Annotated in this window: 11 protein-coding genes; 5 read left to right on the top strand and 6 right to left on the bottom strand. The window is 65.8% G+C overall.

Annotated elements, in window-relative coordinates:
- Positions 1-61: 61 nt before the first annotated feature.
- Positions 62-940, bottom strand: coding sequence for a helix-turn-helix transcriptional regulator (locus JMJ54_RS10050; RefSeq protein ID WP_203538309.1), 879 nt, complete (start codon positions 938-940; stop codon positions 62-64).
- A gap of 108 nt (positions 941-1,048) precedes the next feature.
- Here JMJ54_RS10050 and JMJ54_RS10045 point away from each other — a divergent pair, with 108 nt between their 5' ends.
- Together JMJ54_RS10045 and JMJ54_RS10040 are read left to right on the top strand one after the other, a co-directional pair.
- A complete protein-coding gene (locus tag JMJ54_RS10045) occupies positions 1,049-2,230 on the top strand; it encodes a glycoside hydrolase family 18 protein (protein WP_203538308.1) in 1,182 nt (393 codons plus the stop codon).
- Between the two features lie 259 nt (positions 2,231-2,489).
- Entirely contained in the window at positions 2,490-4,100 is a 1,611-nt protein-coding gene (locus tag JMJ54_RS10040) for a methyl-accepting chemotaxis protein (protein ID WP_203538307.1), read from the top strand.
- On the opposite strand, the gene JMJ54_RS10035 is transcribed toward JMJ54_RS10040, so the two are convergent.
- Together JMJ54_RS10035 and JMJ54_RS10030 are read right to left on the bottom strand one after the other, a co-directional pair.
- Complete coding sequence (locus tag JMJ54_RS10035) at positions 4,088-5,233, bottom strand: YbdK family carboxylate-amine ligase (protein ID WP_203538306.1); 1,146 nt, start codon at positions 5,231-5,233, stop codon at positions 4,088-4,090. The two genes, JMJ54_RS10040 and JMJ54_RS10035, sit on opposite strands and share 13 nt — an antisense overlap.
- 208 nt (positions 5,234-5,441) lie before the next feature.
- A complete protein-coding gene (locus JMJ54_RS10030; protein WP_203538305.1) occupies positions 5,442-7,577 on the bottom strand; it encodes a TonB-dependent receptor in 2,136 nt (711 codons plus the stop codon).
- A 379-nt stretch (positions 7,578-7,956) separates the two neighbouring features.
- Here JMJ54_RS10030 and uvrB point away from each other — a divergent pair, with 379 nt between their 5' ends.
- Together uvrB and JMJ54_RS10020 are read left to right on the top strand one after the other, a co-directional pair.
- Positions 7,957-9,975: an excinuclease ABC subunit UvrB gene (gene uvrB, locus JMJ54_RS10025; RefSeq protein WP_203538304.1), complete on the top strand. Its 2,019-nt coding sequence runs from the start codon at positions 7,957-7,959 to the stop codon at positions 9,973-9,975.
- A 116-nt stretch (positions 9,976-10,091) separates the two neighbouring features.
- The gene (locus JMJ54_RS10020) at positions 10,092-11,273 is read left to right on the top strand and encodes an alpha/beta hydrolase-fold protein (protein ID WP_203538303.1); all 1,182 of its coding nucleotides are present in this window, start codon (positions 10,092-10,094) and stop codon (positions 11,271-11,273) included.
- A 79-nt stretch (positions 11,274-11,352) separates the two neighbouring features.
- Here the strand turns inward: JMJ54_RS10020 and JMJ54_RS10015 are convergent, their stop codons facing one another.
- On the bottom strand, positions 11,353-11,760 hold the full coding sequence (locus tag JMJ54_RS10015) for a Spy/CpxP family protein refolding chaperone (RefSeq protein ID WP_203538302.1): 408 nt from the start codon (positions 11,758-11,760) through the stop codon (positions 11,353-11,355).
- Between the two features lie 262 nt (positions 11,761-12,022).
- Between JMJ54_RS10015 and JMJ54_RS10010 the strand changes: the two genes are divergently transcribed.
- Positions 12,023-13,141, top strand: a complete 1,119-nt coding sequence (locus JMJ54_RS10010; protein WP_203538301.1) for a GGDEF domain-containing response regulator — start codon at positions 12,023-12,025, stop codon at positions 13,139-13,141.
- A 175-nt stretch (positions 13,142-13,316) separates the two neighbouring features.
- Here JMJ54_RS10010 and JMJ54_RS10005 read toward each other — a convergent pair whose 3' ends face one another.
- Together JMJ54_RS10005 and JMJ54_RS10000 are read right to left on the bottom strand one after the other, a co-directional pair.
- Positions 13,317-15,092, bottom strand: a complete 1,776-nt coding sequence (locus JMJ54_RS10005; RefSeq protein ID WP_203538299.1) for a GGDEF domain-containing protein — start codon at positions 15,090-15,092, stop codon at positions 13,317-13,319.
- Positions 15,093-15,236: 144 nt separating this feature from the next.
- Positions 15,237-15,893, bottom strand: coding sequence for a hypothetical protein (locus JMJ54_RS10000; protein ID WP_203538297.1), 657 nt, complete (start codon positions 15,891-15,893; stop codon positions 15,237-15,239).
- Between the last annotated feature and the right edge of the window lie 3 nt (positions 15,894-15,896).

The raw sequence follows: 15,896 nt of genomic DNA, 5'->3' as shown, positions 1-15,896 counted from the left end.
TTCACGGCAGCACTTGAGCCCCACCTTGCGGTGGGGCTTTTTTTTGGCGGAACAAACAGGTTCAACCGGCCGGAAACCCGCCCTGCCCGGCGCGCATCGCCTGCAGCAGCGCGCCGGGACTGACGTCGAAATGCTGGCGGAAGCGGCGCGAGAAGCTCGCGACCTCCTGATAGCCGACCTGCTCGGCAATCGTGGCGACATTGCCGGCACCGGCCACCAGCAATTCGCGGGCGCGCCGCATGCGCTGCCGGATGATCAGCTGTTGTGGCGTGGCATCAAGGTGCCGAACGCACAGCCGGTGGAGGTGCGCGGCGCTGACACCATAGGCCCGCGCGAAGTCCTCGACCCGCCACTCCTGCGCCGGCGCGTGCCGTACCGGCTCGAACACCATTTGCAACCGCGCAGCAATGGCTTCGTCGGCATGGCTGGCCAGTGCACGCCGGAACAGGTCGACCGCGAGCAGCAACGCCTGCGCGGCAAAACCGGCCTGACCGAGAATGGCCTCGGCACACAGCACGCGCACGGTCTGGTAGAGACTGTCCGCATGCATCAGCGGCCGGATGCTGACATGGTCGCCCGCCAGCATGCGCCATGCCGGCACGTCGTTGACCAGCAGCCATGCCAGGCGCCACGGCGTGCCGGCCGAGCGGAAACCGCTGTGGCCAAGCGCCGGCAGAATGGCCATCTGGCCCGGGCCGAGCGTCAGCCGGCTTGCACCGTCGGTCACCACGCCGCCGCCGTCGACGCAGAACAGCACCACATGAAATGGCGCGCCGATCCGCTCGACGTGCAGGTGCCCGTCGACCTCGGAATGGCCGGCGGACAGCAGTTCGTGCTCGGCCAGCGCACGCAGATGCGGGTGGTGAAAGCGCCGGGCGCCGACCGAAACCTGCCGCGTACCTTCGCCGATATCGAACATTTCCTGATAAATCGTCGACATTGCCCCGCCCGTGCTGGATTCGAACAAAATGACAATGAGATTGCGACATTCCATTGCGAAACTCAATTGCTTAACTTGGCCAGTCGTACCCCCACCCAGGAGATCCGGATGTTGCGTTACCTGCCCCTCGTGCTGCTGCCGGCACTGACTGCCTGCGCCAGCGTGTCCAGCCCGTCTGCCGATGCCCCGAAACTGATTTCCTACCTGCCGACGTGGCAGACCACCGCCGAGCGCGCTCGCGGAGCAGAAATCCTGCCCGGACTCGATATCGGCATTTACTCCTTCCTGCTGGTCAAGCCCGACGGCAGCGCCTACATCGACGCCAAGAACCAGGAAGGCGCCGCGCAGTGGAAGCAGGCCTTCGCCACCGCGCGTATCAAGAACCCGAAGCTCGCCTGCCAGTGGGCAATCGGCGGCTGGACCGGCTCACGCAACATCGCCAAGGTCGCGCAGACCGAAGCGGGCCGGACCCGGCTGGCGCAGACTTCGGTCGCGATCATGCGCGACTACAACTGTCAGGGTCTCGATCTCGACTGGGAGCATCCGGTGACCGGTGGCGACTACACGGCCGACGCCTCGCCGGCCGACCGCGACAACTACACCAAACTGCTGCAGGCGCTGCGCAGCGAGCTCGACAAGCGCGGCAAGGCCGATGGCGCACAGTATCTGCTGACGGCGGCGATTCCCGGCACCAACGGCGGCTGGGGCTCGTCCGGCTACGACCTGCCGGCGGCGGCCAAGCTGCTCGACTGGGTCAACCTGATGAGCTACGACTTCTACGGCGCCTGGAGCCCGCGCGCCGGCCTGCATGCGGCGCTGTACCCGACGCCGGGCGAAGCCGACGGCAATGTGCTCAACGGTGACGGCGGCGTGAAGCATTTCATCGCACAGGGTTTCAAGCCGTCGCAGCTGGTGCTCGGCGTACCGTTCTACGCTCGCGGCCAGGGCAATGTCGAAGCCGGTCCGAACGGCGACGGTCTGGCGCAGCCTTCGAAGGGGCCGGGCCTGCTCGACGATGCCGAACCGGGCACCGCCAAGTACTCGACCGCCGTGGCGACGCTGATCGGCAAGCCGGACTGGCAATCGTTCCGCAGCAAGGAGGCCGGCAACGCCCCCTACCTGTACAACGCCAGGCTCAAGCAGCTGGTCAGCTATGACGATGCGATCTCGCTCAAGACCAAGGCCGAATACGTGAAGGCCAACGCACTGCGCGGCGTGATGATCTGGGAGCTGACGCAGGACGACGCCGATCACACCTTGTGGCGTGCGCTCGAAGGCAACCTGCGCTGAGTGACGCGGTTCGCGCCTTCGGCGGCGCGAACTGCCCTCGGTCCTGCATGCGCAAGCCGGCCCCCAAACGGGCCGACTTTCTTTGGTTGCAACGCACAAAAAACCGGGCTGAAAGCCTTTCTGCAAGCCGGTTTCAGCCTGCCGCCACATTGAGTAGAAACCCTGAGATCGTTTTGCCACACCGATGCCACCGGCATCGGAATGGCGCGAATCCGGCTTTAAAGTAGGGCTCTCTAATATTCCTGATGGAATCGACAAGATGGCCCCGATGAAGATCTCGACACGCCTGTACCTGCTCTGCGGCCTCGGCGTGGTCGCCGTGGTGCTGATGGCGCTGGTCTCCGGCCTGCTGCTGGCCAAAATCCGCGACAACTCGACCGACATGCTCGACAACGCCGTGCCGGCGATGCAGAACCTCAACCACGCGCAGGAAGTCTTCCTGCGCCTGCGCATGAGCGTGTACCAGCATCTGGTGCAGCGCGAGCCGGCCGGCAAGGACAAGGTCGAAGCCAACTTCAACAGCCTGCGTTCCGAGCTGGCGCAGATCTTCGAATCGCACCTGAACCGCTATGGCAATCCGGCCGACGTGCGCCAAGCGCGCGACGAGATCGACCGCTACCTGACCCAGGTGCAGGAGATCTTCAAGTACTCGAAAAACGGCCAGTATGACGAAGTACCTGCCGCAACCAGCCGGGTCGCCATTCAGGGCGAAAAAGCCATCACGGCGATGAAACAGGCCGTCGACAACAACCAGAGGCAGCTCGAACAGGCGCGTCAGGGCGTCTCCGGCGCGATCGCCACCGGCCAGACCACCAGCCTGATCACCCCGCTGGTCGCCGCCGCCCTGCTGTTCGTGCTCGGCACGCTGATCGTGCGCAGCGTCACCGGCCCGCTGGAGCAGCTGCGCGACTCGGTCGTCCGGCTCGCCAGCGACTACGATTTCACCCGCCGGGTGCCGGCACGTGGTGGCGACGAAGTGAACCAGACGCTGCACGCCTTCAACCAGTTGCTCGATGCGATGCAGCAGAGCTTCCGCCAGCTGCAGCAGGTCGGCAGCGGCCTCGGCGCGTCGGCGACCGAGCTGGCCGATGCCTCGACCCAGATGTCCGCCGCGTCGAACGACGTCAGCGAATCGACGGCGAACATGGCCGCCGCCGTCGAGGAAATGACCGTCAGCGTGACGCACGTCGCCGACCGTGCCGGCGGTGCCGACGATCTGGCCCGCGAAGCCGGCCGGCTGGCCGGCAGCGGCGGCGTGGTCATCGAACAGACCATCGCCAAGATCAACGGCATTGCCGCAACGGTCAGCACCGCGGCCACGCAGATCGAAAGCCTGAAGGACCGTACCGCCGAGATCAGCGCAGTCGTCAACGTGATCAAGGACATCGCCGACCAGACCAACCTGCTGGCACTGAACGCCGCAATCGAAGCAGCCCGCGCCGGCGAAACCGGCCGCGGCTTTGCCGTCGTCGCCGACGAAGTGCGCAAGCTGGCCGAGCGCACCGCGGTATCGACACAGGAGATTGCCGGTACCGTTCAGGCCATCCAGTCCGAAGCCGGCCAGACGGTCACGTCGATGCAGGCCGTCGTCAATCTGGTCGGCGACGGCGTCGCCCAGGCCGAGCAGGCCGGCGCGGCGATCCGCCAGATCCGCACCGGCAGTGACGACGTCGTGCATCAGGTCAGCGAGATTTCCGGCGCGATGCGCGAACAGAGCCAGGCGAGCACCAGCATCGCCCAGCAGATCGAGCGCGTGGCGCAGATGAGCGAGGAAAGCAACGCCACCGCAATGCACACCGCTGCCGCCGCCGACCACCTGCAGCAGATGTCGCAACAGCTGCAGGCGGCGATCTCGCGTTACCGGGTCTGAGCCGCGCCATCCGACGCGACGGCGCCGGAAGCAAAGCAGTCGGCCTGCCAGCGCATCAACCGCGACAGGCCGCCATCAGCCGCAACGACGCGCTGGTGGTCGGCCTGGCTCAGCCCCGGTTCGAGCTTCTCGCGGTAAACGTGCAGCACCTTGCCGGCATCGAACTCGCGGGCCAGCGGCGTCAGCCGGTCGAGTAGTTGCTTCGCCATGTCGAGATAACCGGCGCGCACGCCGGTCCACGGGTCGACCATGTCGCCGGCCAGCCCATAGCGGCAAGCCTGGAAGCGGTTGTACGGGTAGACGTCGTAAACCGGTGACGGCGCCGGCCGGGCCAGATAGTAGGCACACAGCAGTTGCACCAGCCCGGCCAGCCCGGCAGCGATTTCGACTGTCAGCGGCGTGTCGAAGATCCTGAACTCGACCGTGCCGAACTCGGATTTGGGGCGGATGTCCCAGTAGAAGTCCTTGATGCTGCCGACGATGCCCAGCCCGGTCAGCCCGTCGACGTAGTCGCGGCACTCGGCCCAGTCGGCGAAAGGCGGCATCGCGCCGGCGTACGGAAACGATGTCAGGCTGTGCAGTCGCGAACAGGCGAAGCCGGTGTCGAAGCCGTCCTGAAACGGCGACGCGACCGACAGTGCGATCAGCAGCGGAATCCATGGCGACACCGAGCGGATCAGCTCGATCGCCCGGTCTCCGTCACCACCAACACCGATGTGAACATGCATGCCGAATACGGTGAACTGTTTGCTCAGGTAGCCGTATTTCTCCCCGAGGTCGAGGTAGCGCTCCTTCGGGAAAAACTCCTGGTCATTCCAGTAGCGGAAGGCATGCGTGCCGCCACCGCTGATGCGAAGGCCGCACTCGTCGGCCAGCGGCAGCAGGTAGCGGCGCATCGCCCGCAATTCGTCGAGCAGTTCGTGCCAGCGGCCGTGCACGCCGCTGTTGTACTCGATCATCGTCTGGGTGATTTCGGGACAGAAAAAGAAGCGCTTGTCGGCGTGCATGCGCATCAGGTCGAGCAGGTTCAGCGCACCGGCGCTCAGCTCGAGCGTCTGGGGGTCGAGCAGCATCAGCTCGAGTTCGATTCCCAGGGTCAGCAACCCGGCAGACTGGAACGGAGGCAGGCTCATCGCGACACACCCGGATCGAGTAGCATGGATCAAGTAGGAGGCGGGTCCGCGGGATAAATTCCTTTTCCCCGTCACCGTCTCTCGACCGGATCACCCTGTTCGTCGAATTTCCGAGCTCGCCGCGCGCGCTGTTCCAGCCCTTCGCGCCGGACCGCAATCCGCCAACGGAGGATTGCGGTCCGGCCGGAAAAATCCGGCTGGCAGGTACTCAGAATTGCACGGCCAGCCCTGCTCTGGCGCTGCGGCGGCCCTGCGGGGCGATATCGCGGGTCAGCGAACTGGCGTAGCGGATTTCCTCGTTGCCCAGATTGTCGCCGCGCAGATAGGCCGTCCAGTCCGTCGCGCCATGGCGGACACGGTAGCTGAGCGCTACGTTGGCCACGGTGTAGGCGTCGCTGGGCGTGTCGTTGCGAGGTACGCGGTCCTGCTCGGCCGCATGCTGCAACTCGGCCCGCAGCGAAAGCGCACCCCAGCCGTAGACGATCGCCCCGGCCACTCGCATCGGCGGAATGCGCGGCAGGGGCTCGCCGGTATTGCGCTGTTCGGCCCGCGTGACATCCCCCCATAGCTGCAGATCGAGCGATTGCGCTGCGTGCTGGTACACGCGCCAGTTGCTGTCGAGCTCGAAGCCGTACAGCTTGGCCGGCACGCCCTCGTAGGCGTATTCCGGCGATTCGCCCTCGCGCTGCACCTTGCCGCAGTGGTCGTGATCGCCGTGCGAATGGCACCAGCGGCCGGTACGTTCAAGGGCGATGAAATTGGCGAAGTGGCTGTAATAGCCACCAAGCGAGAGCCGGTCGGCGCCGGCCTGATAACGCAGGGCCGCGTCCAGCGAGCCGGCTTTTTCCTTGCCGGCATCCGGATCACCACGCTCGAACGTGCCGGTGGCGACGTGCTCGCCGTTGGCATACAGCTCGTACTGGCTCGGCGCGCGTTCGGTGTACGCCGCATTGCCGGCGAGCGACCAGCCGCCGGCCAGCGGTTGCACCACGCCGGCCGACAAGGAGCCGGCGGTAAACGAACGCGACTCGCTGTTCTTGAAACGCCGGTTGTCCGAGGCGTTCGGGCTGAGGCTGCTGTAATCGATACGGCCACCGACGCTGAACTGCGCTGTCGCCGCCTGCCACTGCTCGAGCACGAACAGCGCGATCTTTTGCGTTTCGGTATTGGGCACGAAGGCTTCCTCGCCCAGCGCCGAGAAGCGTGTCTGGCCGAACTGCACACCGACGACGCCGGTCAGCGCGCCGACGGCGGCATGGCGCCCTTCGATCCGCGCGTCGTAGCCGCGATTGCCGAAGGTCGTACCGACCTCGCTGCCGTGCAGTTCCTGATGGTCGTAATCGGTGTAGGCCAGATCGGCCTTGATGCCGGTGAACGGGCCGGCCAGTCCGTTTTTGGCGAACGCCAGCGAAAACCGGTCCTGCTTCAGGTCCAGACGGACGTCCTCTTCGGCCACCGAACCGTAGTTGCTGCGGTAGCCGCTGTAGGCGAAGCCCAGATGGCCGTCGTCCCACGTCCGCGACACGCCGAAGGCACCACCATGCGCACGACTGTCGCTATTGGGCAGCCGGCCATACGGCGACTCGGGTTCCGGCGCCTCGTGCCCGTGCTCGCCCTCTTCATGCCCGTGTTCATGCTGTGGCGGCTGGTAACTGCCCTGCCCGGCACGCTGGCGATCGGACCAGGCATAGCCGGGGATGCGCAGGTCATCGCTGCGGCGGCCGAACAGATCGACGTGCACGGCATAGTCGCCGTTGCCGGCATCGACGCGGGCACCGGCCACGCGCTCGTTGGCTGCGCCACCGTACTCGAGTCTCGCCGCGCCGGACACGCCATCGACCTGCGCCGACGGAATGCGGTTGTCGAGCGTATTGACCACGCCGCCGATGGCGTTGCCGCCGTACAGCAGCGCGGCCGGGCCACGGACGATTTCGATGCGCTCGGCAACGGCGACATCCTGCGCGACCGCGTGATCGTACGACAGCGCCGAGGCATCCAGCGCCCCCGTGCCGTTCTGCAGCAGCAGGATACGGTCGCCGTCGAGCCCGCGGATCACCGGCCGGCTGGCGCCGGGGCCGAACGAGGTCGACGCCACGCCGGGCAGGCCGGTCAGTACTTCGCCCAGCGTGCCGGCGTCACGCAGCAGCAACGCATCCCCGGCCAGCTGGGTGACCGGAACGGCCAGGTCGCCGCTGCCGAGTGGATTGGCGGTGACCACCAGCGGCGAAAGCGTGGACTCGGTTTTCCGGTCATCGGCCAGCGCGGCAGGCGAGAACGCAAGGGTAAAGGCCGCGAGCAGCGGCGTCAGCGGGCGCGCCCGCAACGGGCGGTGAGGGTCAAGCATGAAAACTCCATGACTTCGGGATGGCATCCGAAAGCGGCTCGGCCCGGGGCGGGGGCTGCTTTCGGAATCGGCGGGAGGGTCTGTACGCGTTGGCCGGCACCCCGGGCAGTAGACGCAACCGGTAAAACCGGGGAGCCGCCAAGACGCGCACAGCTGTGCAAACCGAGCCCTCAAATGCAACTCAGTTTCATCAAGCATCTCACAAATGCAACTGTGTTGCATATACCATAGACATTGAACATCAATAACCCGGCTTTCCTGCCCCTGGACGGATGCACCGCCTGCGTACGGAAGGAAGTTTGGCCCGAAGCCCGGCTTGCCCCTGCATGCCGGCGGGCCGGGCGCGTACAATCGATTGCATTCGCGCCCGAGACCGATCATGTTCGTTGAATTCCCGAACTCACCGTACAAGCTGTTCCAGCCCTTCCCGCCCGCCGGCGACCAGCCGACGGCGATTGCCGGCCTGATCGAAGGGATCGAGGACGGCCTGAAGTACCAGACCCTGCTTGGCGTTACCGGCTCGGGCAAGACCTACACGATGGCCAACGTCATCGCCCGCACCGGCCGGCCGGCGATCGTGATGGCGCCGAACAAGACGCTGGCGGCGCAGCTGTACGCCGAGTTCCGCGAGTTCTTCCCCGAGAACGCGGTCGAGTACTTCGTCAGCTACTACGACTACTATCAGCCCGAAGCCTACGTGCCGAGCCGCGACCTGTTCATCGAGAAGGATTCGGCGATCAACGAGCACATCGAGCAGATGCGCCTCTCCGCGACCAAGGCGATGCTCGAACGGCCGGACTGCATCATCGTCGCCACCGTGTCGGCGATCTACGGTATCGGTGACCCGTCCGATTACCACAAGATGATCCTGCACCTCAAAGAAGGCGAAAAGCACGAGCAGCGCGAGATCATCAAGCGGCTGACCGCGATGCAGTACGACCGCAACGAGACCGATTTCGCCCGCGGCACCTTCCGCGTGCGCGGCGACGTGATCGACATTTTTCCGGCGGAAAACGCCGAGCTGGCACTGCGGATCTCGCTGTTCGACGACGAGATCGAGACGCTGCAGCTGTTCGACCCGCTCACCGGCCATATCAGGCAGCGTCTCGGCCGCTACACGGTGTTCCCGTCCAGCCATTACGTGACGCCGCGCGACACGGTATTGCGCGCGGTCGAGACAATCAAGGAAGAGCTGCGCACCCGACTCGAGTTCTATTACAAGGAGCAGAAGCTGGTCGAGGCGCAGCGGCTCGAACAGCGCACACGCTTCGACCTCGAAATGCTCAACGAGATGGGCTTCTGCAAGGGCATCGAGAACTACTCGCGGCATTTTTCCGGCAAAAAGCCCGGCGAAGCGCCGCCGACGCTGATCAACTACCTGCCCGAAGGGTCGTTGATGTTCCTCGACGAGTCGCACGTGATGATCGGCCAGGTCGGCGCGATGTACAAAGGCGACCGCTCGCGCAAGGAAAACCTTGTCGACTACGGCTTCCGGCTGCCGTCGGCGCTGGACAACCGGCCGCTGAAGTTCGAGGAATTCGAGCAGATGATGCCGCAGACGGTGTTCGTCTCGGCCACCCCGGCCGCCTACGAGAAGGACCATCAGGGTCAGGTCGTCGAGCAGGTGGTGCGGCCGACCGGCTTGGTCGACCCGCGCATCGAGGTGCGGCCGGTCACGACCCAGGTCGACGACCTGCTGTCCGAGATCAGGAAGCGCACCGAGCTGAACGAGCGCGTACTGGTGACGACGCTGACCAAACGGATGTCCGAACAGCTGACCGAATACCTCGACGAGCACGGCGTGAAGGTGCGCTACCTGCACTCGGACATCGACACGGTCGAGCGCGTCGAGATCCTCCGCGACCTGCGCCTCGGCGTGTTCGACGTGCTGGTCGGCATCAACCTGCTGCGCGAAGGCCTCGACATTCCCGAGGTGTCGCTGGTGGCGATCCTCGACGCAGACAAGGAAGGTTTCCTGCGCAGCGAGCGCAGCCTGATCCAGACCATCGGCCGCGCCGCGCGCAACCTCAACGGTACGGCGATCCTCTACGCCGACCGGATCACCGAGTCGATGAGAAAGGCCATCGATGAAACCGAACGCCGCCGCGCCAAGCAGATGGCCTTCAACGAGGCCAACGGCATCGTGCCGAAGTCGGTGACCAAGCGGATCAAGGACATCATCGACGGCGTCTACAACGCCGAGGATGCCGCCGCCGCGCGGATCGAGGCCAAGCACCAGCGCCTTGTCGAGGACCTGGACCAGAAGGACCTGTCCAAGGAACTCAAGCGCATCGAGAAGGACATGATGACCGCGGCGAAGAATCTCGAATTCGAAAAAGCCGCGCAATTGCGCGATCAGCTCAAGGCGCTGCGCGAACGGGCTTTCGGCCACCAGTAGACCGGCGCGCCTTCCCGGGGCCGGTCGTCGCCGACCGGCGCCGGCGATCCGGCTTCATGCATTTGGCATGATGCGGCGTGCGCATGTGCGCAAGCCCGCAACCGGATGGAACCCCGATGCAAACCGCCTGGGCCGCCGCCACCCTCTCCCTGTTCACCAGCGCCTGGCTTTCGGCCGCGCCGGCATGGCAACCCGATCAGGTCTACAACGCCGGCGACACGGTTACCGTCGCCGGCACCGACTACCGTGCCCAGTGGTGGACGAAGGGACAGCCGCCACAGCAACACGCCGGTCCGCTCGGCGGCGGCCAGCCCTGGCTGGTGCTGGACCCTGCACAACCGCCGCTGGCGTGCGGCGACGTCTGGCGCGACCAGACCGCCTACAACGGCAACGCGGTGGTCAGCCGTCACGGCCGCAACTACCTGGCCAACTGGTGGACCCGGGGCCATGCCCCCGAAACGGCTGAAAACCGCGCGGTCTGGCGTGATCTCGGCAGCTGCAACTACATCGGGCAGTACACGTTCAGCCTGACGTCGCAACACGTGCAAGCGCTGACGTTCGGCCCTGATACCGCGGGCACCGACTACCCGATCGAAGTGATGCTGCCGGACGGTTTCCAGCCCGATCAGGCGTATCCGGTGCTGTACGTGCTGGACTGGTTCCTCGTCGCCGACACATTCAGGCAGCAGTTCAAGGATCTGCACGATGCCGGCAAGCTGAGGCCTTTCATCGTTGTCGGCATCGGCTGCGCCGACCCCGAACCGGCGTGCTGGCTGCGCCGCGAACGCGATTACACGCCGACCTACTGGCAACCCGAAGAGGACTACCTCGGCAACACCGATCCGGCGCTGCGCATTACCGGGGGTGGCCCGAACTTCCTCGCCTTCCTCAAGCACGAACTGGTGCCGCGAATCGAGACACGCTATCTGACGCTGCCGGCACAACGCGGCCTCCACGGCACCTCGCTGAGCGGGCTGCTCGCCAGCCATGCCCTGGTCCACGACGCGCCGCTGTTCGGCCACTACCTGATCAACAGCCCGGCGCTCTGGTACCACGACTACCTGCTCTCCGGCGAGGCCGAAGCAGCGCCAAGCGAGCAGTACCGTGGTGCACAGCGGGTGTTCCTGAGCATGGGTGAACTCGAAGACAGCCCCTATCTCGAGGACACGGCACGTTTTGCTGCAACGCTGAACAGCAAGCAGCTGACCGTGCAGCACACGGTGTTTCCGGGCCGTACGCATCAGACGGCCGCCGAGATCGCCACGACCGAAGGCCTCGGCTATGCCTACGGCCGCTGAGTCCGACTGATCACGGCACCCGTTTCAATCCAAGCCTCCGGGCGGCGGCTTCCGGCCGCCTCCCGGGGACAGGCCAAACTCAATCCGCCGCCAGTTCCTTGGCAAACAGCGACTGAAAATGCTGCCGCTGCTCGGCGGTCAGAATCCGGCTGATGTCGAACAGCGCCTTGGCCCGGATGTAGGTCACCTGATTGTCGACATCCCCCACGGCCTCGATGCGCTGCTTCGCCTGCGCCTCGTCCCACTGGCCCGACTTGATCATGGCCTGAAAGACACCCGGCTTGATCTTGCTGGTATCAATCGCAGCGATCTGCTTCTGCTCGGCGTCACGAATCGCCTGGATTTTTTCCTGCTGCGCCGACGTCAGTTTGAGCACTGAAGCCAGCGTCGCGCTGTCGGCCGGTGCCGACGCATCCGCGGCGAATGCGGCCGAGACCGGCAGCAGCATGGCAGTGGCAAGGAAAAGGGAGCGGATCGATTTGTTCATGGTGTTTACCTCGTCAGATATGACAGCATTGCTGCCTCGCCGCGATTCTTGGCGATTCGCCGGCGGCAGCCAAGTGGTTTATTTACACAACAATATGACCGAAACATGCTGCAGCCCCGCCCGGTCGCGTTATCAAAAGCACCCCGGCCTGTGGTCAGCATGCCGCAGTTGTCCGGTCGTGCATCCAATGTCGTGCGCGGCAGGGCAATCGGCAGCAGGGCTGTGCTAGGCTGACGGCCAGCCTGTAACAACGAGGTTCTTCATGTCGTCCGATTCCCCCCTGCCCCGCCTGTTGATCGTCGATGACTCGCGCATCGTCCGTGCCACAGTCAGGAAACACCTGGCCGACGTCTACGACGTCATCGAGGAAGGGGATGGCGAAGCCGGCTGGCGACGCCTGCAGCAGGATGAATCGATCCAGCTGCTGATCTCCGACCTGTCGATGCCCGAACTCGACGGCATCGGCCTGCTCGACCGGCTGCGCGCCTGCAACGACGTCCGGCTGAAGCAGCTGCCGGTCATCATCGTTTCGGGCGAGGAAGACGAGGCCACGCGCGAAAAGTGCGTCGCCCACGGTGCCAACGACTTCATCACCAAGTCGACCGACCGCAGCGAAATGCTCGCGCGCGTCCATGCCAACATCGAACTGGCCGAGCGCCAGCGCGCGCTCGACGCCGCGCGACTGCAGCAGGCACAGACCGCGACGCACGACAACACCGGCGCCGGCAGCCCGCATCTGCTGTCGCTGCAGACCGAGCAGGCGCTCGCCTACGCGCATCGCCACGGCACCGAAGTATCGATGCTGCTGCTGCAACTCGACCGTTTCGACACGCTTGCTGCCCACGTCGGCCCCCGGCTCGCCGAACAGTTGCTCGGCGTATTCACCAAGCACCTGACGGCCAAGCTGCGCCGCGAGGACACGCTGGCCCATATCGACGCCGGCCGCTTTGCCGTGCTGTCGCCGGGCACGACGCTGGATCAGGCCAAGGTACTTGCCGAGCGCCTGTGCCAGACGGTCGCGGCAGCGCGGGTCAATTTCCGGGGCGAACAGCTGAGCCTGACCGCCAGCCTGGCAATCGCCAACACCGTGCATGACGACTGCTCGGACGCGCACGCACTGTTCGAGGCCGCCATCGCCCGCCTCGACGCCGCTCCGGGCGAAAACCGGATCACGCTGCCACAACGACGCGCACCAAGCACGCTGGCGCTGGCCGACGCGATCGGCCTGCTGGCACATGGCGATCACGACGATGTCCGCCCGCACCTGCCGGCCCTGCTGGCGCAGCTTGCGCCGCTGCTGCGTTTTGCCAGTCAGGAACTGGGCACCGATGCACTGCTGGAAGCCATCTACGGCGCGCATACCGCCGGCGAAACGGCCTGACGCTGTAACCGGTCAGCCCCCGCGGCTGGCCGGCTCCTCTCCCCCGGCAGGTCCGGAGACGGGTGGCCAGTGCGCCGCCTCGTACACAAAAACCTGAAGCCCGTGCAGCACCCCGGCAACAAGAACAATCGGTCGAACCACGATGGGAGCCCGCCGCCGGATGGCGTCCTCCGCCTCAGGCTGCCACCGACCAGGACGGCGCGTGCGGGCCGCTGCGGCGTTCAACGAACAGGGTCGACCCCGGATCGCGCTTGGCCAGTGATTTGGCACTCGCCGCTGCCGCCGCCACTTCGTGGTGGCTGGCGAAATCGCGTGCGACCACGTCGACCAGCCCCGCCGACAGGCTGACCAGCGGAAAACGCTGCATCATCCCGCGCCGGTCGGCGGCACTGTAGCCGCCGGCCGCCATGTGCTCGGCCGAGAAGTGACGCGGCAAGGCCTGCTCGAACTGCATCAGTGCGCTCTGGCAACGCAACTGTGCGTCGTCGGAGCGGAACAGCACGACAAAATCGTCACCGCCGATATGGCCGACAAAGTCGCGAACCGGATCGGCGCAGGCCAGCAGCGTTTCACCGCAGAGCTGGATCAGCGCATCGCCGCGCGCGTAGCCGTAGACATCGTTGTACGGCTTGAAATGATCGAGGTCGAAATACGCGACCGTGAACGGCAGCCGCTCCGCCAGCCAGCGTTCGATCCGCTCCTGGATCGGCACGTTACCCGGCAGCAAGGTCAAGGGGTTGGCATGCCTTGCCGCCCTGACCTGCAGTTCGGTCATCGCCCGCATCAGGTCATGGCCGGTCCCCATGCCGAGATAGTGCGTCTGCGAGGTCACGATGAAACCGTCGGCCAGATAGCGGCGCTCGGCCGCCGTGACCAGCTGCGACAGCTCCTGCAGGCTGGTCGACGCCTCGACGATCAGCGGGCTGCGGTCCATCAGCACGCTGCACGGCCGGTTGCCGAACAGCTCCGGCGTAAACGGCCGGGCGAACAGCTCGAGCACCTCGTGACGCTTGAGCAGGCCGACCGGCCGCATGCCGTCGACCACCGGCAGCGCGTACAGCGTCGCATCATCGGCAAAACGCCGGTAAATGGCCTTGGCCGGCTCGTCCGGGGATACCTTGGGCACGTCGACCAGCAGATCGCCGGCACTGCCCTGACGACCGCTGCCGAGCTGCGGCCGCTCGACACCATCGAACTCCAGCGCCAGTCTTTGCGGCGGATTCGGCTGCGGCCGGCCGATCAGATACCCCTGCGCCAGCGAAATGCCGATGCGGCGCACGACATCCAGCTCTTCGGGGGTTTCGATGCCCTCGGCGACGACCCGGGTCCCGGTGTTCAGGGCAATGTGGTGGATCGAGCGGACGAACTGGCGCTTCTGCGCATCCTGCGTCAGCCCCTGGATGAAGTACTTGTCGATCTTGACGTATTCGGGCTTCAACTCGGACCACAGCCGCAAGCCCGAGAAACCCTCGCCCAGATCGTCGATGGCGATGCGAAAGCCCATTTCGCGGTAATGCAGCAGCGCTTCTTTCAGCAGGTCGTAGTCATGGGTCGGCTGGGTTTCGGTCAGCTCGATCACCACCCGCTGCGGCGACAGGCCGACGTCACGAAGGATTTCCAGCGTCGCACCGGGGCGGAAATCGGGGTGGATCAGCGTTGCCGGGCAGACGTTGAGGAACAGCTTGCCCGGCAGCCGTTCGCGCACGAAGGCCGCGACGATGGTGCGGCGGCAGGCAAAATCGAGCTGCGCCAGCAGGCCGCACTCCTCGGCGACGCGGAACAGATTGATCGGCGAATGCAGAAAGCTCGTCGACGGACCGCGCACCAGTCCTTCATACCCGAAAGCTTCGCCGTCACGCATCGATGCGATCGGCTGGAACAGCGCATTGAGTCGTCCCTGGGCGATGATCTGGTCGAGATCACCGCGCAGGATGTCGCGACCATCGGACATGGCGGGTTCTGCAAGGGAAAGATCGGCCCAGTCTAGAACCGGTGCATTGCGGAAAGATGACAAGTTCATGGCTGCCACGGTGTTACCAACAGATCGGTATGCCGGCGTGCGGGCAGCCCGACGGGCCGCCCGCCTCCAGCCGGCTCAGGCCGGGTAGGCCCACAGGTCGACGACCTTGCTGCCGTCGTCGACGACCAGCCGCAGTATGGCCGGGGCGTAATCCGGATCCGTCAGCAGGACGCCGGTGGCGCTGGCCGGCAGGCCGTCGCAGCCGGCAAACGCCAGCGTCAGCTCTTGCGCACCGGGCAGCGGGCTCGTGCCGGTCTGGCCGCTGATCCGGCAGCCGGACCCGTCGGCGGTGATGGCGCCTTGCGCCGACAGCGAGAACGTTGCCGCGCCCGTGGCCAGCACCACGGTGTAACGGCCGGCGCGCTGTGCAGCGTCGACTGCCGGACTCGTGCGCGCCTCCTGCCCGAGCAGCCGGATGTCGACGTCGGCCTTGGCCTCGGGCACGGCACGCCAGACACCGCCGGCGTTCTGCTTGTACACAGCCCGGGCAACGTCGTCTCCGTCGTTGACGATCAGCAGCCGGCTGCCGTCACTGCCGCTGTAGTACTGCCCGATCGTCGGTGCATCCGCATTGCCGATGGCCACGACATAGCCGCCGGCCGGCAGGGCATCGACACTGACCTTGGGCACGCTGGCGGCCGGTGCACTGGCCTCGCTGCTGGCGTCGCTGCCACCGCAGGCTGCCAGCGATGCCGACAGCAGCAGCGGCAGGACGAACCGGAACTCCTTCATCGC

It is taken from the genome of Jeongeupia naejangsanensis (assembly GCF_016865585.1).
Lineage (GTDB): Bacteria > Pseudomonadota > Gammaproteobacteria > Burkholderiales > Chitinibacteraceae > Jeongeupia > Jeongeupia naejangsanensis.
The sequence above is the reverse complement of the archived record's forward strand: the minus strand, read 5'-3'. Positions and strand labels throughout refer to the sequence as shown.

Bases quoted from the DNA above. Each gene is read 5' to 3' on its own strand.
- JMJ54_RS10015 (WP_203538302.1), bottom strand. From the start codon at position 11,760: ATGAACAAATCGATCCGCTCCCTTTTCCTTGCCACTGCCATGCTGCTG.
- JMJ54_RS10030 (WP_203538305.1), bottom strand. From the start codon at position 7,577: ATGCTTGACCCTCACCGCCCGTTGCGGGCGCGCCCGCTGACGCCGCTG.
- JMJ54_RS10000 (WP_203538297.1), bottom strand. From the start codon at position 15,893: ATGAAGGAGTTCCGGTTCGTCCTGCCGCTGCTGCTGTCGGCATCGCTG.
- JMJ54_RS10050 (WP_203538309.1), bottom strand. From the start codon at position 940: ATGTCGACGATTTATCAGGAAATGTTCGATATCGGCGAAGGTACGCGG.
- uvrB (WP_203538304.1), top strand. From the start codon at position 7,957: ATGTTCGTTGAATTCCCGAACTCACCGTACAAGCTGTTCCAGCCCTTC.
- JMJ54_RS10035 (WP_203538306.1), bottom strand. From the start codon at position 5,233: ATGAGCCTGCCTCCGTTCCAGTCTGCCGGGTTGCTGACCCTGGGAATC.
- JMJ54_RS10045 (WP_203538308.1), top strand. From the start codon at position 1,049: ATGTTGCGTTACCTGCCCCTCGTGCTGCTGCCGGCACTGACTGCCTGC.
- JMJ54_RS10005 (WP_203538299.1), bottom strand. From the start codon at position 15,092: ATGTCCGATGGTCGCGACATCCTGCGCGGTGATCTCGACCAGATCATC.
- JMJ54_RS10010 (WP_203538301.1), top strand. From the start codon at position 12,023: ATGTCGTCCGATTCCCCCCTGCCCCGCCTGTTGATCGTCGATGACTCG.
- JMJ54_RS10020 (WP_203538303.1), top strand. From the start codon at position 10,092: ATGCAAACCGCCTGGGCCGCCGCCACCCTCTCCCTGTTCACCAGCGCC.
- JMJ54_RS10040 (WP_203538307.1), top strand. From the start codon at position 2,490: ATGGCCCCGATGAAGATCTCGACACGCCTGTACCTGCTCTGCGGCCTC.